Origin of the sequence: Pseudomonas sp. PDM27 (assembly GCF_019219205.1) — a bacterium.
GTDB lineage: Bacteria > Pseudomonadota > Gammaproteobacteria > Pseudomonadales > Pseudomonadaceae > Aquipseudomonas > Aquipseudomonas laurylsulfatiphila.
In genome coordinates, this window is the sequence record NZ_JAHUWF010000005.1 from 164,267 (window position 1) to 190,441 (window position 26,175).

The 26,175-nt window shown below is 60.9% G+C and carries 22 protein-coding genes and 2 tRNA genes; 5 read left to right on the plus strand and 19 right to left on the minus strand.

What is annotated here, in order from left to right; genetic code table 11:
* Positions 1 to 7: 7 nt before the first annotated feature.
* From KW838_RS12970 to rnr, 5 genes are all read right to left on the minus strand, one after another.
* Complete coding sequence (locus KW838_RS12970) at positions 8 to 901, minus strand: hypothetical protein (RefSeq protein WP_218501269.1); 894 nt, start codon at positions 899 to 901, stop codon at positions 8 to 10.
* Positions 902 to 937: 36 nt separating this feature from the next.
* Positions 938 to 1,168 carry a 30S ribosomal protein S18 gene (rpsR, locus tag KW838_RS12975; RefSeq protein WP_002551829.1) on the minus strand — a complete coding sequence of 77 codons (231 nt, stop codon included), beginning with the start codon at positions 1,166 to 1,168 and terminating at the stop codon, positions 938 to 940.
* Between the two features lie 28 nt (positions 1,169 to 1,196).
* Positions 1,197 to 1,619 (minus strand): 30S ribosomal protein S6, encoded by a 423-nt coding sequence (gene rpsF / locus KW838_RS12980; protein ID WP_008048087.1) that lies wholly within the window; start codon positions 1,617 to 1,619, stop codon positions 1,197 to 1,199.
* A 305-nt stretch (positions 1,620 to 1,924) separates the two neighbouring features.
* Positions 1,925 to 2,692, minus strand: coding sequence for a 23S rRNA (guanosine(2251)-2'-O)-methyltransferase RlmB (gene rlmB, locus KW838_RS12985; protein ID WP_007973273.1), 768 nt, complete (start codon positions 2,690 to 2,692; stop codon positions 1,925 to 1,927).
* On the minus strand, positions 2,689 to 5,316 hold the full coding sequence (gene rnr / locus KW838_RS12990; protein ID WP_102673156.1) for a ribonuclease R: 2,628 nt from the start codon (positions 5,314 to 5,316) through the stop codon (positions 2,689 to 2,691). The genes rlmB and rnr overlap by 4 nt, the downstream gene beginning before the upstream one ends.
* A gap of 224 nt (positions 5,317 to 5,540) precedes the next feature.
* On the opposite strand from rnr, the gene KW838_RS12995 reads away from it, so the two are divergent.
* From KW838_RS12995 to KW838_RS13010, 4 genes are all read left to right on the plus strand, one after another.
* A tRNA-Leu gene (locus KW838_RS12995) sits at positions 5,541 to 5,627 on the plus strand.
* Positions 5,628 to 5,795: 168 nt separating this feature from the next.
* Positions 5,796 to 5,882 (plus strand) — tRNA-Leu (locus KW838_RS13000).
* Positions 5,883 to 6,073: 191 nt separating this feature from the next.
* Entirely contained in the window at positions 6,074 to 7,084 is a 1,011-nt protein-coding gene (locus tag KW838_RS13005; protein ID WP_218501270.1) for an iron ABC transporter substrate-binding protein, read from the plus strand.
* Positions 7,084 to 8,640, plus strand: a complete 1,557-nt coding sequence (locus tag KW838_RS13010; protein ID WP_218501271.1) for an iron ABC transporter permease — start codon at positions 7,084 to 7,086, stop codon at positions 8,638 to 8,640. The genes KW838_RS13005 and KW838_RS13010 overlap by 1 nt, the downstream gene beginning before the upstream one ends.
* Positions 8,641 to 8,730: 90 nt before the next feature.
* Here KW838_RS13010 and KW838_RS13015 read toward each other — a convergent pair whose 3' ends face one another.
* The 12 genes from KW838_RS13015 to KW838_RS13070 form a co-directional block, all read right to left on the minus strand.
* Entirely contained in the window at positions 8,731 to 10,665 is a 1,935-nt protein-coding gene (locus tag KW838_RS13015) for a methyl-accepting chemotaxis protein (RefSeq protein ID WP_218501272.1), read from the minus strand.
* Positions 10,666 to 10,803: 138 nt separating this feature from the next.
* Positions 10,804 to 12,093, minus strand: a complete 1,290-nt coding sequence (locus KW838_RS13020; RefSeq protein WP_007973267.1) for an adenylosuccinate synthase — start codon at positions 12,091 to 12,093, stop codon at positions 10,804 to 10,806.
* Between the two features lie 54 nt (positions 12,094 to 12,147).
* Positions 12,148 to 13,335, minus strand: coding sequence for an ATP phosphoribosyltransferase regulatory subunit (locus KW838_RS13025; protein WP_007973265.1), 1,188 nt, complete (start codon positions 13,333 to 13,335; stop codon positions 12,148 to 12,150).
* A gap of 312 nt (positions 13,336 to 13,647) precedes the next feature.
* Positions 13,648 to 14,517 carry a protease modulator HflC gene (gene hflC / locus KW838_RS13030; protein WP_007973264.1) on the minus strand — a complete coding sequence of 290 codons (870 nt, stop codon included), beginning with the start codon at positions 14,515 to 14,517 and terminating at the stop codon, positions 13,648 to 13,650.
* Complete coding sequence (gene hflK / locus KW838_RS13035) at positions 14,517 to 15,692, minus strand: FtsH protease activity modulator HflK (protein ID WP_102698659.1); 1,176 nt, start codon at positions 15,690 to 15,692, stop codon at positions 14,517 to 14,519. Before hflK ends, hflC begins: the two co-directional genes overlap by 1 nt.
* 96 nt (positions 15,693 to 15,788) lie before the next feature.
* Positions 15,789 to 17,090, minus strand: coding sequence for a ribosome rescue GTPase HflX (gene hflX / locus KW838_RS13040; RefSeq protein ID WP_095964699.1), 1,302 nt, complete (start codon positions 17,088 to 17,090; stop codon positions 15,789 to 15,791).
* 12 nt (positions 17,091 to 17,102) lie between these two features.
* Complete coding sequence (gene hfq / locus KW838_RS13045; RefSeq protein ID WP_003221112.1) at positions 17,103 to 17,363, minus strand: RNA chaperone Hfq; 261 nt, start codon at positions 17,361 to 17,363, stop codon at positions 17,103 to 17,105.
* Positions 17,364 to 17,456: 93 nt separating this feature from the next.
* Entirely contained in the window at positions 17,457 to 18,428 is a 972-nt protein-coding gene (gene miaA, locus KW838_RS13050) for a tRNA (adenosine(37)-N6)-dimethylallyltransferase MiaA (RefSeq protein ID WP_218501273.1), read from the minus strand.
* On the minus strand, positions 18,428 to 20,338 hold the full coding sequence (gene mutL, locus KW838_RS13055; protein ID WP_007973255.1) for a DNA mismatch repair endonuclease MutL: 1,911 nt from the start codon (positions 20,336 to 20,338) through the stop codon (positions 18,428 to 18,430). Before mutL ends, miaA begins: the two co-directional genes overlap by 1 nt.
* The gene (locus tag KW838_RS13060; RefSeq protein ID WP_102698657.1) at positions 20,335 to 21,765 is read right to left on the minus strand and encodes an N-acetylmuramoyl-L-alanine amidase; all 1,431 of its coding nucleotides are present in this window, start codon (positions 21,763 to 21,765) and stop codon (positions 20,335 to 20,337) included. The genes mutL and KW838_RS13060 overlap by 4 nt, the downstream gene beginning before the upstream one ends.
* Complete coding sequence (tsaE, locus tag KW838_RS13065) at positions 21,766 to 22,236, minus strand: tRNA (adenosine(37)-N6)-threonylcarbamoyltransferase complex ATPase subunit type 1 TsaE (protein ID WP_007973252.1); 471 nt, start codon at positions 22,234 to 22,236, stop codon at positions 21,766 to 21,768.
* On the minus strand, positions 22,224 to 23,723 hold the full coding sequence (locus KW838_RS13070) for an NAD(P)H-hydrate dehydratase (RefSeq protein ID WP_218501274.1): 1,500 nt from the start codon (positions 23,721 to 23,723) through the stop codon (positions 22,224 to 22,226). Before KW838_RS13070 ends, tsaE begins: the two co-directional genes overlap by 13 nt.
* A gap of 63 nt (positions 23,724 to 23,786) precedes the next feature.
* Between KW838_RS13070 and queG the strand changes: the two genes are divergently transcribed.
* The gene (queG, locus tag KW838_RS13075; protein WP_218501275.1) at positions 23,787 to 24,851 is read left to right on the plus strand and encodes a tRNA epoxyqueuosine(34) reductase QueG; all 1,065 of its coding nucleotides are present in this window, start codon (positions 23,787 to 23,789) and stop codon (positions 24,849 to 24,851) included.
* Positions 24,852 to 24,864: 13 nt separating this feature from the next.
* On the opposite strand, the gene KW838_RS13080 is transcribed toward queG, so the two are convergent.
* Together KW838_RS13080 and orn are read right to left on the minus strand one after the other, a co-directional pair.
* Positions 24,865 to 25,476: a trimeric intracellular cation channel family protein gene (locus tag KW838_RS13080; RefSeq protein ID WP_007973246.1), complete on the minus strand. Its 612-nt coding sequence runs from the start codon at positions 25,474 to 25,476 to the stop codon at positions 24,865 to 24,867.
* Positions 25,477 to 25,625: 149 nt separating this feature from the next.
* The gene (gene orn, locus KW838_RS13085; RefSeq protein ID WP_116580709.1) at positions 25,626 to 26,168 is read right to left on the minus strand and encodes an oligoribonuclease; all 543 of its coding nucleotides are present in this window, start codon (positions 26,166 to 26,168) and stop codon (positions 25,626 to 25,628) included.
* Positions 26,169 to 26,175: the final 7 nt, after the last annotated feature.

Here is a 26,175-nt window from a genome sequence, read left to right on the forward strand (position 1 = left end):
TTAACTTTTAACCTTCACCGTTCGCGTTATCGGCATCTTTCGGTGCCGAACGACCGCGAAAATCAATCAGGCTGTCGACGATGGCCAGGACCACCAGCAACGGATAGATCAGTTGCATGAACAGCAACAGCGTCACGTACAACCCCACCAACCAGAACCTGGCCAGTCGCTTCTGCGCCACCAGCCCGTGAATCAGGGCCAGCCCGGCGAACACCAGCGGTACGCTGCACAACGGCGTCAACATGGCCAACTGCGGACCGATGTTCGGCCCCAGAAGCATGCACGCCAGCAGCAACATCGCCGGCAACAGCGGGAGGCGGATGGCGCGAAACTCGCGACCAAAACCGCCCGGGTTGTACAACAACGCCTGCCAGTAGCGCCCGACAAGCAGGCTCAGCAAGCTGACGATTTGCAACAACGCCGCAATCAGGCCGGTCAGGACCGGTGCAATCAGGGACGCGAAACGCGCTTGTTCGTCTACCGACAACTTCTGGTAGACATCGCCGAGTAGCGACGGCATGACTTTGATCAAAGCCTGCGCCAGCATCTCGATCTGGGGAGCAAAAGCTGTCCCCAACACCACTGAAAACACCACTCCCATCGCTATGCTGACCAGCAGCACGCGGTTCCAGGACTCGCTTGCGCGCAAAACCAACGCAAGGCTCGCAGACCCCAGCAGCACCAGAAGTGCCCGTGGGTCGTCGGAGTAAAGCCACCAGGCCAATGCCGGCAGCAGTCCCAGAGCAAGAACGCCCAGGGCGTCCCTCAATCCGCGCCGCAGGAGCACAAGGCATCCGGCGGCAGCACCCAACCAATACAACAGCGGCAATGCCGCGCATCCAGCCACTACCAGAGTGGCCTGCATACGGCCGCGCATGATGAACTCAGCTATGGCCCGCATGCATTCAATCCTTTGCTACGTGTCGACTGCCCGGTCTCAGCGGCCGTGGCTGTCGGTGTAGGCCAGCAGGGCCAGGAAGCGGGCGCGCTTGATAGCGGTGGCCAGCTGACGCTGATAACGAGCTTTGGTACCGGTGATGCGGCTTGGAACAATTTTGCCGGTCTCGGATACGTAGGCTTTCAGAGTGTTGAGATCTTTGTAATCGATCTCTTTCACGTCTTCAGCGGTGAAGCGGCAGAATTTACGACGACGGAAGAAACGTGCCATTTGATAGGCTCCTTAAAAGGTCCGTGGATTACTCGTCAGCGTTATCGCTGTTGTCGCTGTCATCACTGTCAGCGCTTTCAGCGCCTTCGTGCTCAGGACGGTCGCGACGCTCACGGCGCTCACTGCGGTTTTCTTCAGCCTTGAGCATCTCGGACTGGCCGGTAACGGCTTCGTCGCGACGGATGACCAGGTTACGGATCACTGCATCGTTGTAGCGGAAGTTGTCTTCCAGCTCGGCCAGGGCCTTGCCAGTGCACTCAACGTTCAGCATCACGTAGTGAGCCTTGTGAACATTGTTGATTGCGTAGGCCAGTTGACGACGGCCCCAATCTTCCAGACGGTGGATTTTGCCGCCGTCTTCTTCGATCAGCTTGGTGTAACGCTCAACCATGCCGCCGACTTGCTCGCTTTGATCCGGGTGGACCAAAAAGATGATTTCGTAATGACGCATGAATGCTCCTTACGGGTTGTAGCCTGCCGCTCAAAAGCGGTCAGACAAGGAGTGAATGACACTTATGGACTTGCGGACGCTAGACACGTTGGTGCCTGCCATCACAGCAAGGGGCGCAATTGTAGAGAAGGGATGAGGGAGGCGCAAGGCAATTGGTGATTATTTGAACAGCCACACATTCATGCCACACCACAAAACACTGTGGGAGCGAGCTTGCTCGCGATGGGGGCCTACCATTCAACATTGATGCTGAATGTTACTCCGTCATCGCGAGCAAGCTCGCTCCCACAGGGACTGCAACCGGATCAGGATTTCTTGGCGGCAGCCTTGGCTTTGACGCTGCGCTGGCGCTGCGCTTCGAACAGGCAGACGCCAGTCGCCACGGAAACGTTGAGACTGCTGACGCTACCGGCCATCGGCAGGTTCACCAGATAGTCGCAATGCTCACGGGTCAGGCGACGCATGCCCTTGCCTTCGGCGCCCATGATCAGGATGGTCGGACCGGTGAGATCCTGGTCATACAGACTGACCTCAGCTTCGCCAGCCGTACCGACAACCCACAAGCCGCGCTGCTGGAGCTTTTCCAGGGTGCGCGCCAGGTTGGTCACGGCAACCAGCGGAATCACTTCCGCCGCGCCGCAGGCGATTTTCCGTACGACCGGGGTCAGGGTCGCCGACTTGTCCTTCGGCACGATCACGGCCAGCGCGCCCGCCGCATCGGCGGAGCGCAGGCAGGCGCCGAGGTTGTGCGGATCGGTCACGCCGTCGAGCACCAGCAACAACGGCGCGCCGTCGGTGCGATCGAGCAGTTCGTCGAGCATTGCCTCGCCCCAGACCTGGCTCGGACTCACGTCCGCGACCACGCCCTGGTGCACGCCTTCAACCCAGGCGTCCATTTCGCGGCGCTCGGCCTGGCCGACCTGGACCCGGTTTTCGTTGGCCAGCTCAATCAGCGTCTGGACCCGAGGATCATTGCGGCCTTCGGCCAGCCAGATCTGCTTGACGCGTTTCGGGTGGTGACGCAACAACGCTTCTACAGCATGGACGCCGTAGATCTTTTCCAACTGACTCATGGCTTGGCCTTAGGTTTACGCGCCCCGCCACTCTTGGCTGGAGCCGAGCCCGCTTTTGGCGGGCCTTTACGATGTTTGCTCGGTTTGGCTGGCTTGCCGCCGACGGCCTTGTCAGGCGCCGACCGACTGGTCTTTCCCCCAGACGCCGCTTTACCGCCGCTTTTCGCACCGGCCAGCAACGCCTGTTTCATTTCACGACTTTTGCGCACTTCGGCGTTTTTCGCCGCGGCATCGCTCGGGCGATAGGCTTCCACAGCCTTTTCCTTGGCAGGACGGCGACCGGTTTTCGCCGGGGCCGGCTCTGCTTCGACTTTCGCTGCAGGCGCTGCACTTTCGGTACCGCGTTTTTTGCGGCCGATCGGCGCGCTGATGGTTTTTTCGGCCATCTCGAAGTCGATCTTGCGCTCGTCGAGGTCGACGCGCATGACCCGCACTTCCACGGTGTCGCCCAGGCGGAAACTGCGACCGGTACGCTCACCGGCCAGGCGGTGGTGCACAGGATCGAAGTGGTAGTAATCGCCCGGCAGCGCGGTGACGTGCACCAGGCCTTCGACGTAGATATCGGTCAGCTCGACGAACAGACCAAAACCGGTCACGGCGGTGATCACACCCGGGAACGATTCGCCCACGCGATCTTTCATGAACTCGCACTTGAGCCAGTTCACGACATCGCGGGTCGCTTCGTCGGCACGGCGCTCGCTCATCGAGCACTGCTCGCCGAGTTGCTCCAGGGCCGCTTCGTCGTACGGATAGATGCGCGCCTTCGGAATGGTCATCGCACCGGCACGGCGAACGTGCGGGGTGTTCTGCTTGGAATGGATCACGCTGCGGATTGCGCGATGCGTGAGCAAGTCCGGGTAGCGGCGGATCGGCGAGGTAAAGTGGGTATAGGCTTCGTAATTCAGGCCGAAGTGACCCTGGTTATCGGCGCTGTACACCGCCTGGCTCAACGAACGCAGCATGACGGTCTGGATCAGGTGGAAATCCGGACGATCCTTGATACCGGCCAGCAATGCCTGGTAATCCTTCGGCGACGGACCGTCCTTGCCTTTGTGCAGGGACAGGCCGAGCTCGCCGAGGAAGGCGCGCAGCTTTTCCAGACGCTCCGGCGGCGGACCATCGTGAACACGGTACAACGCAGGAATTTCGTGCTTTTTCAGGAATTCGGCGGTGGCCACGTTGGCCGCCAGCATGCATTCCTCGATCAGCTTGTGTGCGTCGTTGCGTACGGTCGGACGGATTTCGGCGATCTTGCGCTCGGAACCGAAGATGATCCGGGTTTCCTGGGTCTCGAAATCGATCGCGCCACGAACGTGACGGGCCGCCAGCAATACCTTGTACAGCGAGTACAGCTGCTTGAGGTGCGGCACGACGTCGGTGTATTCGCCGCGCAGCTTGCGCGCCTCGGTGGCTTTCGGCGTTTCCAGCATGGCGCTGACTTTGTTGTAGGTCAGGCGCGCATGGGAGTGGATCACCGCTTCGTAGAAGCAGTAGTCGGTCATTTCGCCGGATTTGGAGATGGTCATCTCGCAAACCATGGCCAGGCGATCGACTTGCGGGTTCAGCGAGCACAGGCCGTTGGACAGCTGCTCAGGCAGCATCGGAATCACGCGCTCGGGGAAGTACACCGAGTTGCCGCGAACCTGTGCTTCGGCATCCAGCGCCGAACCGAGCTTCACGTAGCTGGATACGTCGGCAATCGCCACGTACAGCTTCCAGCCACCCGAAAACAGACGCAGCTTGCCCGGACGGGCTTCGCAATAGACCGCATCGTCGAAGTCGCGGGCATCTTCGCCGTCAATGGTGACGAACGGCAGATGACGCAGGTCGATGCGCTTCTCTTTGTCCTTCTCTTCGACTTCCGGCTTGAGCTTGCCGGCTTCCTTGAGCACGGCGTCAGGCCAGACGTGAGGAATGTCATAGGTACGCAGGGCGACGTCGATTTCCATGCCCGGCGCCATGTAGTTGCCCACGACTTCAACCACGTCGCCTTGCGGCTGGAAGCGTGGCGTCGGCCAGTGAGTGATCTTCACTTCGACGAACTGACCGATCTGCGCGTTGGCATTACGGCCCGGCGTCACCAGCACTTCCTGCTGGATCTTCGGGTTGTCGGCAACCACAAAACCGATACCGCCCTCTTCGAAGTAGCGACCGACGATGGTCTCGTGAGCACGGGACACCACTTCGACGATCATGCCCTCACGGCGACCACGACGATCCAGACCGGAAACACGCGCCAGGGCACGGTCACCGTCGAACACCAGGCGCATCTGCGCCGGGCTCATGAACAGGTCGTCACTGCCGTCGTCCGGCACCAGGAAGCCGAAGCCGTCACGGTGACCGCTGATGCGGCCCAGGATCAGGTCAAGCTTGTCCACCGGCGCATAAGTACCGCGACGGGTATAGATGAGTTGAGCATCGCGCTCCATGGCGCGCAGGCGGCGGCGCAGGGCTTCGATCTGGTCTTCTGTGGTCAGACCAAACTCTTCGACCAGTTGCTCGCGGTTAGCAGGCGAACCCCGATCAGCAAGGTGCTGAAGGATCAGTTCGCGGCTAGGAATAGGGTTTTCATATTTTTCCGCTTCACGAGCGGCCTCGGGATCGAGGGACTGCCAATCGGCCATTAGAGAGTTTTCACCTTGTCTATATGCGGGTTAGTTTGGCATAGGCGTAATGAAACGGGAAATTTCAAGCTAAGACGACCCATCTAAAGCCCTGTATCGACACCGCAAAGCTGTTTTGAAGACCGCTGGCGAAATTTTCCAGGTTTTTTTGATTCCGGGGGTTTACAGTTAAAAAGACGCTCCGTATAGTGCGCGCCATCGACGACGGAGACGTTGCCGATACTGCCCAGATGGTGAAATTGGTAGACACGCCAGCTTCAGGTGCTGGTGACCGCAAGGTCGTGGAAGTTCGAGTCTTCTTCTGGGCACCAATTTCGAGCTTGAGATTAGTTCAATTTCAAGGCTCACACAAAAACCCGCGAAAGCGGGTTTTTGCATTCTGGGCCCCTGGTTTATTAATTTTTAAAATCAGGGGTTTACAGATCAAAACGCTCTCCGTATAGTGCGCCACATCAACAGCGGCAACGCTGAAGATGAATGCCCAGATGGTGAAATTGGTAGACACGCCAGCTTCAGGTGCTGGTGACCTTACGGTCGTGGAAGTTCGAGTCTTCTTCTGGGCACCAATTCAAGTTCAAGGTTACGGCCTTGAATTTCACAAAAACCCGCGAAAGCGGGTTTTTGCGTTTCTGGCATTCGAAAATTTCCGCATGACCGGATTGTGTGTCGCTCCGGCAAACCCGAGGGCGCATTTGAGAAACAATATCGTTTATCATTGTTGCAAGTTTTTGCAATGCGACAGTGAGGAACCCTGCGAATGATGTTTCGAAATACCCTGCGCCGCGGCTTGACCATCACCCTGCTCGGCCTGGCACTTGCCACTCCCCTCACCCAAGCCGCCGACCCGGTTTCCCTGACGCTCTACAACGGCCAACACAAAGAAGTCGGCGACGCGGTCGCCAAAGCCTTCGAAGCCAAGACCGGGATCCACGTCAACGTACGAAAAGGCAGCAGCAACCAGCTCGCCAGCCAGGTCGTCGAAGAAGGCGATCGCTCCCCTGCCGACGTGATCTACACCGAAGAATCGCCGCCACTGAACAAACTTGGCGAACAAGGTCTGCTGGCCAAGGCGGATGACGCCACGCTGGCGGTTCTGCCCAAGGAATACGTCGCCAGCAATGGCACCTGGATTGGCGTGACTGCCCGGGTGCGCGTCGTCGCCTACAACCCCAAGCTGATTGATGAAAAAGACCTGCCGACCTCGGTGATGGACTTCTCCGATCCAAAATGGCAAGGCAAGGTCGGCTTCGTGCCCACCAGCGGCGCCTTCCAGGAACAAGCCGTCGCCATCATCAAAGTGCACGGCATGGACGCTGCCGAAGAATGGCTGACCGGGCTGCGCGCATTCGGCAAGACCTACAGCAACAACATGGTCGCGCTCAAGGCCGTGGAAAATGGCGAAGTGGCCACCGTGCTGGTCAACAACTACTACTGGTTCGCCTTGCAGCGTGAAAAAGGCCAGCTCGATTCGAAACTGCACTACTTCACCGGCGGCGACGTCGGCGGGCTGATCACCGTGTCCAGCGCAGCCGTCCTGAAATCCAGCAAACACCCCAAAGAAGCACAACAATTGCTCGCCTACATGGCCAGCGAGGAAGGCCAGCGCGTGATCACCCAGACCACCGCCGAATACCCGCTGCACAAAGGCATGGAATCTGATCGCGGGCTCAAGCCATTCAGCGAGCTGCAAGCACCGAAAGTCACGCCCGCCGACCTGGGCAATGCCGAAGAAGCCCTGGACCTGGAACGTGAAGTTGGCCTGAACTGATGAGCGCATCGCTTTCCGCGCATGGCGGGTACATGCCACGGCGCAAGCGGCCGTCGATCTGGCTGGTCCTGCCGGTCTTGCTACTGGTGGTGCTCAGCCTGCTGCCGTTGGCCTATGTCGGGCTCAAGACCTGGCAAGCAGGCTGGGCCGAGGCGCTGCATTTGCTGTGGCGCCCCTATGTGTTCGGACTGCTGCGCAACACCCTGGCGCTGATGGTCGGCGTGACGCTGGCCTGCGGCGTGATCGGCCTGTCACTGGCGTGGTTGCTGGAGCGCAGCAGCCTGCCGGGGCGACGCCTGTGGGGCGTGATCCTGTGCCTGCCCTTTGCCGTACCGGCGTTTGTCAGCAGCTTCACCTGGGTTTCATTGAGCGCTCATTTCGAAGGGCTCGGCGGGGCGATTCTGGTGATGACGCTCTCCAAATACCCGCTGATTTTCCTGCCGGTGGCGGCGACCCTGCGCAATCTCGACCCATCACTGGAGGAGTCGGCGCGCACGCTGGGACAGAACCGCTGGGGCGTGTTCTTCAAGGTCACCCTGCCCCTGCTCTGGCCGTCGCTGCTTGCCGGTTCCTTGCTGATCGCCCTGCACATGCTGGTGGAATTCGGCGCGCTGTCGATCATCGGCCTGCAAACCTTCACCACGGCAATCTACCAGCAGTTCGAATTGGAGTTCAGCAATGCCAACGCAGCGATGCTCTCCGCCGTACTGCTGATGCTGTGCCTGGCGCTGTTGCGGCTGGAGCTGCGCGTGCGCGGCAAGGGTCGACACGTGCGCACCGGCCAGGGTGCGGCGCGACGCGCGGAACAGGTTAACCTGGGACCCTGGGCTGTGGCAGGACAGCTTTATTGCCTGCTGCTGGCAATCGTCGGCAGCGGGATTCCGCTGGGCATGCTGGCTTACTGGCTGGCCGTCGGATCATCGGCAGCCTTTCCAATGGCAGCCATCGGCGAAGCATTGCTGTCATCCCTCGCGCTGTCGCTGGGTGGCGCGGCGGTGTGCCTGGTGCTGGCGGTGCCGGTCGGCCTGCTGGTCGTGCGCTACAAGGGCCAACTGGCGATCTGGGCCGAGCGCTTGCCGTATCTGCTGCACGCCCTGCCGGGACTGGTCATCGCCCTGACCCTGGTGTATTTCGCCCTGCACTACGTGCCGATGCTTTACCAGACTTCGGCATTGCTGCTGATTGCCTATGCGCTGCTGTTTCTGCCGCTGGCCCAGGCACCGATCCGCACCGCCCTGAACAAGGCGGCACCGCAGCTTGAAGAAGCGGCGCGCACGCTGGGCGCCTCACCATTCAGTGCTTTCTGCCGAGTGACTCTGCCGATCATTTTCCCGGCACTGGGCGCGGCTTTTGCCCTGGTGTTCCTGGATGCGATGAAGGAACTGACGGCGACCTTGCTGTTGAGTCCGACGGGGCTGAATACGCTGGCGACGGAAGTCTGGGCGCATACTGCGAATGTGGAGTTTGCGGCGGCTGCGCCTTATGCGGCGTTGTTGATCGTGGTGTCGGGGTTGCCGGTTTATCTACTGACGACGCGGATGTATTTGAGCCGCTGACAAAGCAAAAGATCGCAGCCTGCGGCAGCTCCTACATGGAAATACGCGTTTCCCTGTAGGAGCTGCCGCAGGCTGCGATCTTTTGATCTTTTAAGCCCTGAACTGCCCCAGGCTCGCCTTCAACTGCGCCGCCAACCCATCCAGCACCATGCCGCTGGCCGTGGTCTCCACCACCGCCTGAGCCGCTTTCTCGGCCTGGGCATGAATGGTCTCGACCCGACCACGCACCGCCTGCGCCCCTTGCGCCTGATGCGCCGCAGCCTGGGTCGCCAGACCGATCGCCGCATGCACCTGCTCAACCGACACCTGCACCGACTGCTGCAACCGTGCACTGTCACGCAGCACCACCAAACCTTCGTTGGCCTGGCGTCCAGCCTGACCGATTGCCGCGACCGCCTCGCGCGCGCCCTGCTGCAAGGCCACGATGTGCGCCTGGATATCGCCCGTGGAGCTCTGCGTCTTGCTCGCCAGTGCCCGCACCTCATCTGCCACCACCGCAAACCCGCGCCCGGTCTCGCCGGCACGCGCCGCTTCAATAGCCGCGTTCAGCGCCAGCAGGTTGGTCTGCTCGGCGATGCCGTGGATCACCGTCAACACCACTTCAATCTGCTGGCTTTGCTGCGCCAGGCGCTCGATCACCTGAGCGCCGGTATTGACCTGGCCCGCCAGCTCCTCGATCAGGCTGCCGACTTTCGCCGAGGTCCGGGTGTTTTCATCGGTGGCCTGACGAATCTCCACCACCTGCTTCAGCGCCGCCTGCATGGCGTGGCTTTCCGACTGCGCCTCATCCGCCATTTGCGACAGGGCACGCAAGCTCTCCGCCACTTCGTCACGCTGCATGCCAGCCGCTGCGTCCGCACCCGCGTTGCGCAGGGTCATGGCACCAATCTCGACGCCAGTACGCTGAGCCACATCGCCCGCCTCGCGCACGATCGGCTGCAACTTATCCACAAAGCGATTGACCGCCGAGGCCATGTCGCCGATTTCGTCCTTGCTGTTGATCTGCACACGCTTGGTCAGGTCGCCCTCACCCGCTGCCAGGTCATCCATGGCAACGATCAGCATCTTCAGGCGATTGACCACTCGACGACCGAGCACCACCGCCAGCAACAGCAGGACACCAAAACCCACGACCGCCAGACACACGCCGATGCGCCAGCGCAATGTTGCAGCGGCTTCCTGTACGGTGCTGGTGGTGTTGGCTTTCATTTCAGCCGCGGTGGACTGCGCCGACTGCAGACGCGCGCGCATCGCCGTTGCACTGTCGGCAGCCGCGCCTTTGAGGCTGTCGCCGACCAGTTGATCGCTGCTGGCGATCAAGGCCGAGAAGCGCTTGTCGAGGGCCGCCAGATCAGTCTCCACCGACGCCGTCGAGACCCCCATCAAGACCTTGCCGATTTCCACGCCATTGGGGTTGATCGAGGCCTCGATGTAGAAGACCGAAGGATCGTTCTTCGCTGCATCCAGCACCTTGTCGAGCGCCCGCTCGCCCTGGCCTTTTTCCAGCAGAGCCTTGTTGATCGGGTTTTCCCGGTTGAGGTAGCGCGTCAGGTGCTGACCGGTAGCGTCGTCATACACCACGAACAGCACATTGGGATTACGCTGGGCCCGGCGGGCGAATTCGGACAGTGTCGGAATGTCGCTGTCCCACATGGCGCGGGGCGCGACCGAAGCCAGAAGCTGCGCCATATCGTTGGCGGAGTCCTTCAGATCCTTTTCCAGGGTCGAACGCAGTTGCGCCTGCTCTTCCTCAAGACGCGAGGACAAACCGGCCGTGAGGCGCTGACGTGTACTGGTAGAAAGGCTGTCCAGACTGGACGTGACTTCACGCCCGGCCTGCTCGAGCTCGGCGGAAAGTTTTTGACTGTCCGCGCCCAGGCGCGTGCCCAGATCGGCTTCGAGCGCGGTCACCGTGCTCCGGGTCAGAGCAACAGCCACCAGCACCTGCACCAAAAGGGCGATACCCAGAGTAACGAACACGGGCCGCAACAAACGGCTTTGTAACAGTGAGAGAACGGCCGACACTGTGAATCCCTCTACTTGGACGCCATTAATTTGATGGCATTCTTTTGAGGATATTTACAGCAAAGGTCATGCCGTCCTGCAGACAAATACGACAAAGGCCCCGATTAAGGAGCCTTTGTGTTTCACATCAACGACTTATCAAGCAAACGGATGACGCAGAACGATGGTTTCGTTGCGGTCCGGGCCCGTCGAAATAATGTCGATCGGCGCACCGATCAGCTCTTCAACGCGCTTGATGTAAGCACGGGCGTTAGCTGGCAGCTCTTCCAGGGTCTTGGCACCCACGGTCGACTCGGTCCAGCCCGGCACTTCTTCGTACACAGGCTGCAGGCCCACGTAGCTGTCAGCATCAGTCGGGGCAACGGCCTTGCCTTCTGCGTCTTTGTAGCCGACGCAGATGTTGATGGTTTCCAGACCGTCGAGCACGTCCAGCTTGGTCAGGCAGATGCCCGAGATGCTGTTCACATCGATAGCGCGACGCAGGATAACAGCGTCGAACCAGCCACAACGACGAGCACGGCCGGTCGTCGCGCCGAACTCGTGACCTTGTTTGGCCAGGTGCGCACCGACTTCGTCGAACAGCTCTGTCGGGAATGGACCCGAACCTACACGCGTGGTGTAAGCCTTGGTGATGCCCAGGATGTAGTCCAGGAACATAGGGCCGACACCCGAACCGGTAGCAACGCCGCCAGCGGTGGTGTTGGAGCTGGTCACGTACGGGTAGGTACCGTGGTCGATGTCCAGCAGGGAGCCTTGGGCGCCTTCGAACATGATGTCTTTGCCAGCGCGACGCAGGTCGTGCAGCTCGGCAGTCACGTCCAGCATCAGCGGCTTGAGCAGCTCAGCGTATTCCTTGCACTCGGCCAGGGTCTTGTCGAAGTCGATGGCTGGCTCTTTGTAGTAACCCACCAGCATGAAGTTGTGGTAATCCACCAGTTCACGCAGCTTGTCTTCAAAGCGCGGCATGTTGAGCAGGTCGCCCACACGCAGGCCACGACGTGCAACCTTGTCTTCGTAGGCCGGGCCGATGCCGCGACCGGTGGTACCGATCTTCAGCTCGCCACGGGCCTTTTCGCGGGCCTGGTCCAGCGCAACGTGGAAGGACAGGATCAGCGGGCAGGACGGGCTGATACGCAGGCGCTCGCGCACCGGCACACCTTTTTCTTCCAGCTTGGTGATCTCGCGCAGCAGGGCGTCAGGTGCAACCACCACGCCGTTGCCGATCAGGCACTGCACGCCTTCGCGCAGCACGCCCGACGGGATCAGGTGCAAGACGGTTTTTTCGCCATCGATCACCAGAGTGTGGCCCGCGTTGTGGCCACCCTGGTAGCGCACTACGGCGGCAGCATGTTCGGTCAGCAGATCAACGATCTTGCCTTTGCCCTCATCACCCCATTGGGTGCCCAGGACTACGACATTCTTACCCATAACACTTGTCCTCATTCGCGCAAACTTGGTGCCGGCGGCAGCCGGCAGGAAAACTCAAGAAGCCAGTGGCGATACTTGCCAAAGCCCGTTCTGCTGAATCAATTGCCGGTCGCAGTCCGCTTCACGGGCGGCGGCCAAAGGTTGTCCAGGCAAGGCCTGAACGACACGCTGACCCTCACTGCGCAACTGGCAAACCTGCTGCCAGAGTGCCGCATCCGTACTGTCAGGCATCCAGATACCGCCAGACGGTAGCTCGATCTCAGCACGCCCCAGGGTCACCAGGGTTTTCAAATCGGTGGAAAAGCCGGTCGCCGGACGGGCACGACCGAAGTCGGCGCCGATGTCGTCGTAACGACCGCCCTGGGCAATGGACTGGCCAACACCCGGGACGAACACGGCGAACACCACACCGGTGTGGTAGTGGTAGCCACGCAGCTCGCCCAGGTCGAAATACAGCGGCAGCTCAGGGAAACGCACGGACAGCCGCTCGGCAATTGCCAGCAAGTCGTCCAGCGCCGCCAGAACCGGGGCAGGCGCCTTGGCCAGACGCTCGCGGGCCGCAGCCAGCACTTCACGACCGCCACACAGGTCGACCAACGCCCGCAGCATGCCCGACAGATCGGCAGGCAAGCCTTCGGTCAAGGTAATGACCTCGTCGATGGCCTTGCGTTGCAAGGCATCGAACAACTGTTGCTCGACTTCACCGGACAAACCGGCCGCACGGGCCAGGCCGCGATAGATGCCGACATGACCGAGGTCCATGTGCACATCCGGCACATCGGCCAGTTGCAGCATGGCCAGCATCAGGCTGATGACTTCGACGTCGCTGCTCGGGCTGCCGTCGCCGTACAACTCGGCACCCAGTTGAATCGGGCTGCGCGAGGACGACAAGGCACGCGGCTGAGCATGCAGCACGCTGCCGGCATAGCACAGGCGGCTTGGACCTTCACGACGCAGGGTATGCGCATCGATGCGCGCCACTTGCGGCGTGATATCGGCACGGAAACCCATCTGGCGGCCCGATTGCGGGTCGATGACCTTGAAGGTGCGCAGATCCAGGTCCTGGCCCGCGCCGGTCAGCAGGGATTCCAGGTACTCGATATGGGGAGTCACGACAAACTCGTAACCCCAGCTCTGGAACAGATCCAACACCTGACGACGCGCGACTTCAATACGCGCAGCTTCCGGTGGCAGTACTTCTTCGATGCCATCTGGCAGAAGCCAGCGGTCTACCGTTGCCATTACGCCTTCCCCTATCTCCGGGCGACCAGCCTGTCGGCGAGCCTTGAGTGAAGCAGAAAATGATCGGCTTGCGCACAAACCACGCGCATGAGCGACGGAGCGAAAAGCCTTTCTACCGGCTTCGCCAACCACTTTCCTCGAAAAACTGTCGAGCCAATCGGCCCGGCATCTGCTTTAAATCAGCAATCAAACGTGCAGACGCAAAAAAGCCGGGAATTTCCCGGCTGCCGCATCATACACACGTTTTCCCAAAGGATCACCCCGCCAGAGGTTTTAGCCGCCCGGCGGGGGATAAATCAGGTCAACGCCGTATCAAGGCTTGGCTTTTTCCAGGTAGTGGAAGAAGTCGCTGCTTGGGTCGAGGACCATGACGTCGGATTTGTTCGCGAAGCTTTCACGGTAGGCACGCAGGCTACGGTAGAACGCGTAGAACTCCTGATCCTGACCGTAGGCCTTGGAGTAGATCGCAGCGGCCTGGGCATCGCCGTCACCGCGAACCTCTTCGGATTCACGATAGGCTTCAGCCAGCAGCACGCGGCGTTGACGATCGGCGTCGGCACGGATGCCTTCGGCCAGCTCGTTACCCTTGGCGCGGTGCTCGCGAGCTTCACGCTCACGCTCGGTGCTCATACGTTCGAACACGCTGCGGTTCACTTCTTTCGGCAGGTCGATGGTCTTGACCCGTACATCGACCACTTCGATGCCCAGTTCCTTTTCAGCCATCTTGTTCAGCGAAGCAGTAATGTCCGCCATCAACGCATCGCGCTCACCGGAGACCACTTCGTGCAAGGTGCGCTTACCGAACTGGTCACGCAGGCCCGATTCGAGACGACGGGACAGACGTTCGTCGGCGATCTGCTTGAGGCCGGAAGTCGCGGTGTAGTAACGCTCTGCGTCCTTCACGCGCCACTTGGCGTAGGCATCGACCATCACGGCTTTCTTTTCCAGCGTCAGGAAGCGTTGTGTCGGTGCATCCAGCGTCATCAGGCGTGCGTCGAATTTACGCACCTGGTTAACGTAAGGCACTTTCACATGCAGGCCTGGCTGAACATCGGTCTGGACCACGCGACCGAACTGCAGCAACACCGCACGCTCGGTCTGAGCCACGATGTAGAAGCAGTTCCAGGCAGCGATCGCCACGACGACGCCGACAATAAGGGCGATCAGCGATTTATTGCTCATCAGCGACTCTCCCTGGTACGTGCTTGCTGTTGCTGCAGATCAGCTGCCGCACGCGCATTCGCTTCATTGCTGGTGGCTGCCGCACTGGTCACCGGAGTGCTGGTGTTGCGACCACTTTCGACCATCTTGTCCAGCGGCAGGTACAACAGATTGCTCTGGCCGTTCTTGTTGCCGGTCACGAGCACCTTGCTGGTGTTGCTGAAGACTTCCTGCATGGTGTCCAGGTACAGACGCTGGCGGGTGACTTCAGGCGCCTTGCGGTACTCGGCAACCAGCTTGGTGAAGCGATCGGCCTCACCCTTGGCGCGCGAGACGGTCTCGTCACGGTAACCATTGGCATCCTCAAGGATGCGCTGGGCCTGACCACGGGCTTCCGGCACGACGCCGTTGGCATAGGTTTCGGCCTGGTTGCGCGAACGCTGCTCGTCTTCCCGGGCACGGATCACGTCATCGAAGGCTTCCTGGACTTCGCGCGGTGCCGCTGCGCTCTGAACGTTGACCTGGGTAACAGTGATACCGGTGCGATAGGTGTCCATGAAGCGTTGCAGACGCTCCTTGATCTCGCTGGCCATCAACTCACGACCTTCGGTCAGTACCTGGTCCATGGCGGTGGAACCCACCACATGGCGCAAGGCGCTGTCGGTCGCGTGCTGCAGGCTGATTTCCGGCTGATCGACGCTCAGCACGAAGTCCTGCAGGTTGCTGATCTTGTACTGCACGGTCAGCGGCACTTCGACGATGTTCTCGTCTTCGGTCAGCATCTGGCCCTGCTTGGTGTAGGCACGCTCACGCGTGACGTTTTCCATGTACTTCTTGTCGATCGGCGGGAAATAGATATTCAGGCCCGGCCCCACGGTTTCGTAGTACTTGCCGAAGCGCAGCACCACGGCTTGCTCCTGCTCGTCGACGACATAAACCGCGCTGTACAGCCAAACGGCAGCCAACACGACCAGGCCGATGCCGAGCAGGCCGCCAAAGCCGCCACTCTTGCCCGGACCACCGCCGTCGTCGCCACCACGTTTCTTACCACCACCGAACAAACCGTTCAGGCTTTCCTGCAGCTTTCGGAAGGCCTCGTCGAGATCCGGTGGCCCCTTGCGGTCGCCGTTGTTACGACGCTTGCCACCCCAAGGATCCTGATTATTCGAGTTGCCACCCGGCTCATTCCAAGCCATAGCGCTCTCCATCTGATAAAGCAAAGACGCACCCACGGCGCGCCGACCAATGCTACAGAATGCCTGTCACCACGGCACAACCGCTTTCTCAGGCTTTTATTGCAAAGTGTGTTGCTCGATAAACTCCGTCGGCACAACGCCTTCACGGCTGACCAGTCGATTGAGCTCCGAGCGCGGCAATCGAACGGCCAGCAAGCTGACACCTTCTTCGTCGTATTCTTCTTTCTGTACCGCGCCCAGCTCGAAAAACTGTGCACGCAGACGCGCAAAACGCTGAGGCAAGCGCAAGGTACCGACAAACAATTCACTGCCCAGCAACTCGGCAATGGCTTGCTCAAGCAATTCCAGACCTGTGCCATCACGTGCCGAGAGCCAGACCCGTTGGGGCCTGCCGTTTTCGTCGCGCTGGATTTGTGGCTCAACGCCTTCAAGCAAATCGAGTTTGTTATAGACCTCGAGGATCGGCAAGTCCTGGGCACCAATCTCGCCCAGCACCACCATCACCTGCTCGATCTGCAACATGCGATCCGGTTCAGCCGCATCGATCACGTGCAACAGCAGGTCGGAGTTGCTCGACTCTTCGAGCGTAGACCGAAATGCCTCGACCAGCTTATGGGGCAAGTGGCGAATGAAACCCACAGTGTCAGCCAGGACAATCGGCCCCAGGTCGTCCAGTTCCAGACGGCGCAAGGTCGGGTCCAGCGTGGCAAACAACTGGTCAGCCGCGTACACGTCGGATTTCGTCACGTTATTGAAGAGCGTGGATTTGCCGGCGTTGGTATAGCCCACCAGGGACACGGTAGGAATATCGGCACGGGAACGGCCGCGTCGCGACTGTTCGCGCTGACTGCGCACTTTTTCCAGGCGGCCCTTGATCTGCCGCAGGCGAACCCGGAGCAGACGACGGTCGGTTTCCAGCTGGGTTTCACCCGGGCCACGCATGCCGATACCGCCAGCCTGACGCTCAAGGTGGGTCCAGCCACGAACCAGCCGGGTGCTCATGTGGTCAAGCTGGGCCAGTTCTACCTGGAGCTTGCCTTCATGGGTGCGGGCGCGTTGGGCGAAAATATCGAGAATCAGACCGGTGCGGTCGATCACGCGACACTCGAAGACACGTTCGAGGTTACGTTCCTGACTGGGTGTGAGGACGTGATTGAAGATGACCAGGTCTGCTTCTTCGGCATGGACCAGATCGCGTAGCTCCTCGACCTTGCCGCTGCCAATCAGAAATTTGGCGGTTGGCCGATGACGCGGCACGTTAAAAAACGCAACGGTCTCGGCGCCGGCCGAATTAGCCAATTCCTGAAACTCCTGCGGATCTTCGCGCGCCTCAGGGTCCTGTCCATCCAAGTGAACGAGGATCACTCGCTCACCACCACCGTGGCGCTCAAAGAACAAAGGAGACTCCTATCAGGCGTTACCTGGCTCAGCGTCACCTGCATCGGATTCGGTTGCGCTAGGCAGACGAATTGGACGAACTGGTACCACTGTAGAGATAGCGTGCTTGTAGACCATCTGGCTTACGGTGTTTTTCAGCAGGATGACGAACTGGTCGAACGACTCGATCGTTCCTTGCAGTTTGATACCGTTGACCAGGTAGATGGACACCCCAACTTTCTCTTTACGTAAAGTATTCAAGTAAGGGTCTTGTAGCGAATGCCCTTTTGACATGTGCCGCACTCCTTTAAGGATTCAATATAAAAAATAGGTAAACAGATGGCTTTAGCCGCCACACCCCCAAGGATAGACGGCAATTGCAAGGACTCAGCTCAATATGGAGATGGTCCCAAGGTATTTCAAGGCGCGCGGCAGATTGTCGCAATCCAGACTGTCCAGCCAATGCAGGTCAGTCCAACTGCGCAGCCAGGTGAACTGGCGTTTCGCCAATTGGCGCGTGGCAATGATTCCACGCTCCTGCATCTCGGCTGACGTCAGCTTGCCATCCAGGTAGTCCCAGACTTGGCGATAGCCTACTGCACGTATAGACGGCATCCCGGCATGCAGGTCACCTCTATTACGCAGGGCTACGACCTCGTCAATGAATCCCTGTTCCAACATTAAAGTGAATCTTTGTTTAATTCGCTCGTGCAGTACCTGGCGATTTGCCGGGGCAATAGCCAAGTTCGCGACAGTATAGGGCAATTGTTGCTGTCCCGAAGCGGCTGCTTCGGTACTTTGCACAGATTGTTGCAAGCGTAGCGCAGTCATGCTCTGACCGCTTACCCGATAAACTTCCAGCGCTCGACTCAGACGCTGCGGATCGTTCGGATGAATACGCGCGGCAGAAACCGGGTCGATCACTGCCAACTGGTCGTGCAGGGCTTGCCAGCCAAGGCGTGCAGCCTCTTCTTCGATCTGTGCACGCACTTGCGGGTCGGCGGCCGGCATCTGCGCCAGGCCCTCAACCAAAGCCTTGTAATAGAGCATCGTGCCGCCTACCAGCAGCGGAATTTTTCCGCACGCGGTGATCTCGGCCATGGCTTCCAGGGCGTCACGGCGGAAATCCGCAGCCGAATAGCTCTCGGCCGGGTCGAGAATATCGATCAGACGGTGCGGATATTGCGCCAGCAGCTCTTTGGAAGGCTTGGCGGTGCCGATGTCCATGCCACGGTAGACCAGCGCCGAATCGACGCTGATCAACTCGCAAGGCAGGACTTTGGTGAGTTCGATGGCCAGGTCGGTCTTGCCGGCGGCGGTCGGGCCCATCAGGAAAATCGCAGGTGGGAGCTGGCTCATCAACGACCGCGCAAGAACAGTTTGTCCAGATCGTCCAGGCCCAGTTGGGTCCAGGTCGGTCGGCCATGGTTGCATTGACCGCTGCGCTCGGTGTTTTCCATGTCACGCAGCAGGGCATTCATTTCCGGCAGGGCCAGACGCCGGTTCGCCCGAACCGCACCGTGGCAGGCCATGGTCCCGAGCAACTCGTTCAGGTGCGCCTGAATGCGGTCGCTGGTGCCGAATTCCATCAGATCAGCCAGGACGTCCGCGACCAGCCGGTTGGCTTCGGCCTGCTTGAGCAGCGCCGGGATCTGTCGGATGGCCAGGGTTTCCGGGCCCAGGCGCTGCAACTCAAAGCCCAGGCGCTGGAACCAGGCGACATGTTCCTCGGCGCAATCGGCTTCACGCTGGCTGACGGCCAGGGACTCCGGCACCAGCAACGGCTGACCACTCAGGCCCTCGCTGGCCATCGCCACCTTCAGACGCTCATACATGATCCGCTCGTGTGCGGCGTGCATGTCCACCAGCACCAGGCCCTGGGCGTTTTCCGAAAGGATGTAGATGCCCTTGAGCTGTGCCAGCGCATAACCCAGCGGCGGGATGTCGTCCTGCCCGGCCGGTAGCGCGACGGCATTGGCCTCGGGCAGCGGCGCAAAAAACTCGCGGTAGGCGGCCTGCGCTTCGGCGACAGGCACACCGGACTGCGGGCGCGGCGTGTATTGATACTGATAACCGGCGCCAGCACCCGAACCCGCCGGCGCATTGAACGAGGGCTGGGCCTGAGGCTGTTCCAGCAACGCATTGGCGGCCAGGCGCATTTCGCCCTGGGGCCCGAATTCACCGGCTTCGAGGCCGGTAGGCCGGACAATGGCCGTGGCAACCGGTGCCGCCAGATGATCATCGGGGCGCACATCGCCCAAGGCGCGATGCAAGGTGCCGTAGAGGAAATCGTGAACCATGCGCCCTTCGCGGAAGCGCACTTCGTGTTTGGTCGGGTGCACATTGACGTCGACGCCGGTCGGATCGACTTCGAAAAACAGCACGAAGGTCGGGTGCCGACCGTTGAACAGCACGTCGCGATAGGCCTGGCGTACCGCGTGGGCCACCAGCTTGTCGCGCACGGCACGGCCATTGACGAAGAAATACTGCAAGTCGGCCTGGCTGCGGTTGAAGGTCGGCAGGCCGACCCAGCCCCATAAGTGCAGGCCGTTGCGCTCGATTTCGATCGGCAGGGCCTGCTCCAGGAAGCCCGGCCCGCAAATCGCCGCCACGCGCCGGGCACGGGCCGCATCATCATGGGCCTCGTGCAGGCTGAGGATGGTCTTGCCGTTGTGGCGCAGATGGAACGCCACATCGAAGCGCGCCAGGGCCAGACGCCTGATCACTTCCTGCAGGTGATCGAATTCGGTTTTTTCGGTCTTGAGAAACTTGCGCCGCGCCGGGGTATTGAAGAACAGGTCGCGCACTTCAACCGAAGTGCCCACCGGATGCGCCGCAGGCTGCACGCGGGGCGCCATGTCACGGCCTTCGGTCTCGACCTGCCAGGCCTGATCGGCGTCACGGGTGCGGGAAGTCAGGGTCAGGCGCGCGACGGAGCTGATCGATGCCAGGGCCTCACCGCGAAAGCCCAGGCTCATGACCTGCTCGAGGTCTTCCAGGTTGCGGATCTTGCTGGTGGCGTGACGGGCCAGGGCCAGCGGCAGGTCATCGGCGGAAATGCCGCTGCCGTCGTCGCGCACCCGCAGCAACTTGACGCCGCCCTGCTCCACATCGACGTCGATGCGCCTGGCACCGGAGTCGAGGCTGTTTTCCAGCAGCTCCTTGATCACCGAAGCCGGACGTTCGACCACCTCACCGGCGGCAATCTGGTTCGCCAGTCGCGGGCTGAGCAGCTCGATGCGAGCGCCGCTGTTCACGACCTGATTCATTCTTTGGCCGCCAGTTCAGTACCCGGAATGGTCAGGTGTTGACCGATCTTGAGCTCATCGCTCGACAGGTTGTTGGCACTGCGCAAGGCCGCGGGCGACACCTGATAACGCACGGCGATCATCGCCAGGGTCTCGCCCGGGTTGACGCGGTGGTCACGTGGCCCCTGCACAATCTTGCCGGAGTCGCGCAACCAGGCAATGTAAGTGCCCGGCGGCGGGTTCTGCTGGAAGAACTGGCGCACGCCGCTGCTGATCGAACGCGCCAGCGCCTGCTGGTGGTTCGATGCCGCGAGTTTCGAGGCTTCGTTGGCGTTGGAGATGAACCCGGTTTCCACCAGGATCGACGGAATATCCGGCGACTTCAGCACCATGAACCCGGCCTGTTCGACCCGCTGCTTGTGCAGAGGCGTGACCCGGCCAATGTTGCTCAGCACCTTCTGGCCAACGTTCAGGCTGGACGTCAGGGAGGCCGTCATCGACAGGTCGAGCAGCACACCAGCGAGCATGCGGTCCTTGTCATCGAGGCTGACGTTGCCGGCACCACCGATCAGGTCGGAACGGTTTTCGCTGTCAGCCAGCCAGCGGGCGGTCTCGGAAGTTGCGCCGCGATCGGACAGGGCAAATACCGAGGCACCGAAAGCAGCAGCAGAAGGCGCGGCGTCGGCGTGGATCGAGACGAACAGGTCGGCGCCCTTCTTGCGGGCAATTTCGGTACGGCCGCGCAATGGAATGAAGTAGTCGCCGGTACGGGTCAGTTCGGCGCGGAAACCTTTCATGCCGTTGATCTGACGTTGCAATTCGCGGGCGATCTGCAACACCACGTCTTTCTCACGCTGACCACGAGAACCCGATGCACCCGGGTCCTCGCCACCGTGTCCGGCATCGATCACCACAATGATGTCGCGCTTTCCGGCCGGGGCCGGCGGCAGCTTGATTGCAGGTTCGGCAGGCGTGACCGGCACGGCGGGCACCGTGGCGACCGACGGTGCCGGCGCTGGAGGAGGCGCGGCATCCGCGGCGTTATCGAACAGATCGACCACCAACCGGTTGCCGTACTGGGCGTTCGGCGCCAGGGAGAAGCTTTTTGGCGTCACCGCCTTTTTCAGGTCGATGACCACCCGCAGGTCGGTCGGTGTGCGTTGAGCCGAGCGCATGGCGGTAATCGGGGTGTTCGACGTATTGACGTTGAGTGGCGCACCGAGGGTCGCGCCATTGATGTCGATGACCAGGCGATCCGGCGCGGTCAGGGTAAACACGCTGTGCTGCACCGGGCCAGTCAGGTCAAACACCAGGCGCGTGTTGTCCGGTGCCCGCCACAGACGAACACTGTTGACCTTCGAATCGGCCACAGCGTCGACGGTCACCGCCAGAAACAACACCCCTACGGCAGCAACCAACGCGCGAAAGCGCATACCTAACCCCATCATTTATTTGGATTCCAATGCCAAAGCGGCACACCAGGCCTCGCCACGCGAGCCCTGGGATAAAATTTTCAGCGAACGCCCGCTGTCTTGCGGGCTAATGGTAATGGTCAGGTCCGGCTTTGGCAAAAAGCCTGCACCTTTGTCGGGCCACTCGATCAGACACAGGGCATCGTCTTCGAAATAGTCGCGGATACCGAGGAACTCCAGCTCTTCCGGATCGACCAGACGGTACAAATCGAAATGGAAGGCGCGAATGTCGCCAATCTCGTAGGGTTCAACCAGGGTGAAGGTCGGACTTTTCACTGCCCCGACATGCCCCAGGCCGCGGATGATGCCTCGGGACAAGGTGGTTTTGCCCATCCCCAGGTTACCCTCGAGGAAGATCAGGCCATGACCTTGGGTGATTCGGGCAATGCGTGCGCCAAAGTCGCTCATGGCCTGCTCATCGGCCAGGTACAGGGTTACTTCAGACACGGTGCTTGCTCCTCCAACAACTGACGAATGACTGGAATCAGATCACTGGCCGCCAGCCCGCGGCCGAATTTCCCTTGTTGCTCACCGGCATTGGCGTGCAGCCAGACCGCCAGGCAGGCCGCGTCGAAGGGTTCCATGCCCTGGGCCAGCAATGCGCCGAGCAAACCGGCCAGTACATCGCCTAAACCGGCAGTAGCCATCGCCGGGTGGCCCTGATGACAGACGGCCAGCCGCCCGTCGGGACAGGTAACCAGGCTCCCGGCCCCCTTGAGCACCACGACCGCCGAATATTTCTTGCTCAATGCATGGGCCGCTGCCGGTCGGTCGGCTTGCACCTGCGCCGTACTCATTCCGAGCAAACGCGCCGCTTCGCCCGGGTGCGGGGTGATCACGCAATCCCTGGGCAAACTCACACGCTCCTCGGCCAGCAGGTTCAGCGCATCGGCGTCCCAGACTTGCGGCAACGCTGCGTTAGCAGCGGCCGACAACAAACTGCGCCCCCAACCCGCCTGCCCCAGCCCCGGACCGACAACCAACACGGAAACCTTTTGCAGCAAATCCATCAACTGATTGGCCGAGGAAGTGCCCAGCACCATCGCCTCGGGGATCCGCGCCAGTGCGGCCGCGACATGTTCGCTGCGGGTCGCCACCGACACCATGCCCGCACCGCTGCGCAGCGCACTTTGCGCGCTCAGCAGGATCGCGCCACCCAACCCGCGATCGCCGCCAATCAGCAACACATGACCGAATTTGCCTTTGTGGGAAGCTGGTGCCCGCGCCGCTGGACGCGGCAGGTTAGCTGCAGTCAGGCGACGGGCGGTGAAAGCAGCGCCTTCTATCAACCGGGGGTCTGCGTGCAAGTCGTTGAACAGCAGTTCGCCGACCACATCCGCCGCCTCGCCGGTGAACAATCCCAATTTCAAGCCGATGAAGGTCACTGTCAGGTCGGCCTGCACCGCCAGGCCGAGGATGCGACCGGTATCGGCGCACAGTCCTGAAGGAATATCCACCGCCGCGACCGGCAGCCCGCTCACATTGATCGCGGTGATGGCGCTGGCATACGGCTCACGCACCTCGCCACTCAGGCCGGTGCCGAGCAAAGCATCCAGGACGATGCCGCGCAATCCGGATTGTGCCGTCCAGGGCTCGATGAGCACTTTTTCAGATACCGCCTCGGCATGGGCCAAGGCCGCGTCCCCCAGCAGACGCTGCGGATCTCCGACGGCCAACACCCGGACGGCCCATCCTGCACGCTGGGCCAACACGGCCACCAGATACCCGTCCCCGGCGTTGTTGCCATGGCCGGCGAGTACACTGAGTTCGTTCGCTGTCGGCCATTGCCGCACCAGCGCCCGCCACGTCGCCCGCGCCGCGCGCTGCATCAATTCGAAGCCCGGTGTGCCGGCGGCGATCAGGCTCGCGTCGAGTGCTCGCACTTGCGCGGCACTGTACAGTGCGTCGGGTAATTCATCTTTAGTGTGCGGCATGCGTCTTCGGACTCCGATGTCTGGCAGAATTATACGCACCTCAGCTCCGGTTTCTCTCGCATCATGCCCGCTATTACCACAGACCTGCCTGCCCTCGCCCAATCCATCAAGGACTGGGGCCGCGAGCTGGGCTTTCAGCAAGTCGGCATCAGCGGCCTCGACCTGGGCGAGCACGAGCAACACCTGGAGCGCTGGCTCGCCGCCGGCTACCACGGCGAGATGGACTACATGGGCGCCCATGGCAGTAAACGCTCACACCCGGAGGAGCTGGTGCCCGGCACTTTGCGCGTGGTTTCGCTGCGCATGGACTACCTGGCGGGCGACACCCACATGGCGAAAATGCTCGCCCAACCGGAAAAAGCCTACGTCTCGCGTTATGCCCTGGGTCGTGATTACCACAAATTGATCCGCAAGCGCGTACAACAACTGGCGGACAAGATTCAGGCAGAAATCGGCCCGTTTGGGTTCCGTGCCTTTGTCGACAGTGCACCGGTGCTGGAAAAAGCCATCGCCGAACAGGCCGGCCTGGGCTGGATTGGCAAAAACACCCTGGTGTTGAATCGCAAGGCAGGCAGTTATTTCTTCCTCGCCGAGCTGTTCGTTGACTTGCCGCTGCCGGTGGACCCGCCCCACGCCACCGAACACTGCGGCCGCTGCAGTGCCTGCCTCGACATCTGTCCGACCAATGCTTTCGTCGGCCCTTACGTGCTGGATGCCCGGCGCTGCATTTCCTACCTGACCATCGAACTCAAAGGCGCGATCCCGCAAGACCTGCGGCCGCTGATCGGCAATCGGGTGTTCGGTTGCGATGATTGCCAGATTGTCTGCCCCTGGAACCGCTTCGCCCGCCCGTCCGGCGAAAGCGACTTCAAGCCGCGGCACAACCTGGACAACGCCGAACTGGCGGAACTGTTCATGTGGGATGAGGAGAAATTCCTGAGCAGCACCGAAGGCTCGCCGCTGCGTCGGACCGGTTACGAAAACTGGTTGCGCAACCTGGCGGTAGGCCTGGGCAATGCGCCTTCGACGATTCCGGTGCTGGAGGCGTTGAAAGCGCGGCGCGAGCATCCGTCCGAACTGGTCCGCGAACACGTCGAGTGGGCCTTGAAACAACACGGTCTCGCGTAGGGGGATCGCGGCGTCAGGCTTCGTCGTTGTAGACGAACTTGGGCATTTCCCAGTGGAAACGGATCGCCAACAAGCGCAACAGGAAACCGCCGAACAGGGTGATCAGAATCGCCTGTTCTCCTGGCAAGTTCAGGTATAGACAGAGCATGTAGCACCACGCCGCCGCAAACGAGACGCTGGCATACAGCTCACGCCGGAAGATCAGCGGAATATCGTTGCAGAAAATGTCCCGCAGGATGCCGCCAAATACTCCGGTGATCACGCCGCTGACCGAGGCGACCAACATGCCATGGCCCATTTCCAGGGCAGTGATGCAGCCGATCAGGGTGAAAGCCACCAGCCCCATGGCATCGAGCACCAGAAACAGTGAGCGCAAATGCCGCATCCAGCGTGCCGTGAACACGGTAATCATCGCCGCAGCCGTGGTCAGCACCAGGTATTCCGGGTGTTTGACCCATGTCAGCGGGTAATGCCCGAGCAGCACATCGCGCACCGAACCGCCCCCCAGCGCCGTGACGCAAGCGATCAGCACCACGCCAAACCAGTCCATGCCACGACGCCCGGCAGACAGGGCGCCGGTCATGGCTTCGGCGGTGATGGCGATCAGGTAGAGCATCAGCAACATGGTGGCGGTCCTTGCGAAAAGGCGCGCAGTCTACCCACTTTCACAATTCCCATGTAGGAGCTGCCGCAGGCTGCGATCTTTTGATCCTGTCTTTCAAGAATCAAGATCAAGAGATCGCAGCCTGCGGCAGCTCCTGCAGGGGAGTCCGATCAGGACTTGATGAAGTGCTTGCGGTAGTGCTGCAACTCGGCGATGGATTCGCGGATGTCGTCCAGCGCCAGGTGGGTGCTGCCCTTCTTGAAGCTGTCACGCACGTCCGGTGCCCAGCGCGCCGCCAGCTCTTTGAGCGTGGACACGTCGAGGTTGCGGTAGTGGAAATAGCTTTCCAGGGATTTCATGTGGGTATAAAGGAAGCGACGGTCCTGGCAGATGCTGTTGCCGCAGATCGGCGATTTGCCCTTCGGCACCCACTTTTCCAGGAAGGCGATGGTTTCGGCTTCGGCTTCGGCCATGCTGATACGGCTATCGCGAACCCGCTGGGTCAGCCCGGAACCGCCATGCTGACGGGTGTTCCACTCGTCCATGCCGGCGAGGATTTCGTCGCTGTGGTGAATGGCGATCACCGGGCCTTCGGCCAGGGTGTTCAGGTCACTGTCGGTGACGATGGTGGCCATTTCGATAATGACGTCGGTATCAGGGTTCAGACCGGTCATTTCCAGGTCGATCCAGATCAGGTTCTGCGGATTTTGCATGTTCGGC

Excerpts from the sequence above, each read along its gene's own strand:
- KW838_RS12970 (WP_218501269.1), bottom strand. The coding sequence starts at position 901 with ATGCGGGCCATAGCTGAGTTCATCATGCGCGGCCGTATGCAGGCCACT.
- rpsR (WP_002551829.1), bottom strand. The coding sequence starts at position 1,168 with ATGGCACGTTTCTTCCGTCGTCGTAAATTCTGCCGCTTCACCGCTGAA.
- rpsF (WP_008048087.1), bottom strand. The coding sequence starts at position 1,619 with ATGCGTCATTACGAAATCATCTTTTTGGTCCACCCGGATCAAAGCGAG.
- rlmB (WP_007973273.1), bottom strand. The coding sequence starts at position 2,692 with ATGAGTCAGTTGGAAAAGATCTACGGCGTCCATGCTGTAGAAGCGTTG.
- rnr (WP_102673156.1), bottom strand. The coding sequence starts at position 5,316 with ATGGCCGATTGGCAGTCCCTCGATCCCGAGGCCGCTCGTGAAGCGGAA.
- KW838_RS13005 (WP_218501270.1), top strand. The coding sequence starts at position 6,074 with ATGATGTTTCGAAATACCCTGCGCCGCGGCTTGACCATCACCCTGCTC.
- KW838_RS13010 (WP_218501271.1), top strand. The coding sequence starts at position 7,084 with ATGAGCGCATCGCTTTCCGCGCATGGCGGGTACATGCCACGGCGCAAG.
- KW838_RS13020 (WP_007973267.1), bottom strand. The coding sequence starts at position 12,093 with ATGGGTAAGAATGTCGTAGTCCTGGGCACCCAATGGGGTGATGAGGGC.
- KW838_RS13025 (WP_007973265.1), bottom strand. The coding sequence starts at position 13,335 with ATGGCAACGGTAGACCGCTGGCTTCTGCCAGATGGCATCGAAGAAGTA.
- hflC (WP_007973264.1), bottom strand. The coding sequence starts at position 14,517 with ATGAGCAATAAATCGCTGATCGCCCTTATTGTCGGCGTCGTCGTGGCG.
- hflK (WP_102698659.1), bottom strand. The coding sequence starts at position 15,692 with ATGGCTTGGAATGAGCCGGGTGGCAACTCGAATAATCAGGATCCTTGG.
- hfq (WP_003221112.1), bottom strand. The coding sequence starts at position 17,363 with ATGTCAAAAGGGCATTCGCTACAAGACCCTTACTTGAATACTTTACGT.
- miaA (WP_218501273.1), bottom strand. The coding sequence starts at position 18,428 with ATGAGCCAGCTCCCACCTGCGATTTTCCTGATGGGCCCGACCGCCGCC.
- mutL (WP_007973255.1), bottom strand. The coding sequence starts at position 20,338 with ATGAATCAGGTCGTGAACAGCGGCGCTCGCATCGAGCTGCTCAGCCCG.
- KW838_RS13060 (WP_102698657.1), bottom strand. The coding sequence starts at position 21,765 with ATGATGGGGTTAGGTATGCGCTTTCGCGCGTTGGTTGCTGCCGTAGGG.
- KW838_RS13070 (WP_218501274.1), bottom strand. The coding sequence starts at position 23,723 with ATGCCGCACACTAAAGATGAATTACCCGACGCACTGTACAGTGCCGCG.
- queG (WP_218501275.1), top strand. The coding sequence starts at position 23,787 with ATGCCCGCTATTACCACAGACCTGCCTGCCCTCGCCCAATCCATCAAG.
- KW838_RS13080 (WP_007973246.1), bottom strand. The coding sequence starts at position 25,476 with ATGTTGCTGATGCTCTACCTGATCGCCATCACCGCCGAAGCCATGACC.
- orn (WP_116580709.1), bottom strand. The coding sequence starts at position 26,168 with ATGCAAAATCCGCAGAACCTGATCTGGATCGACCTGGAAATGACCGGT.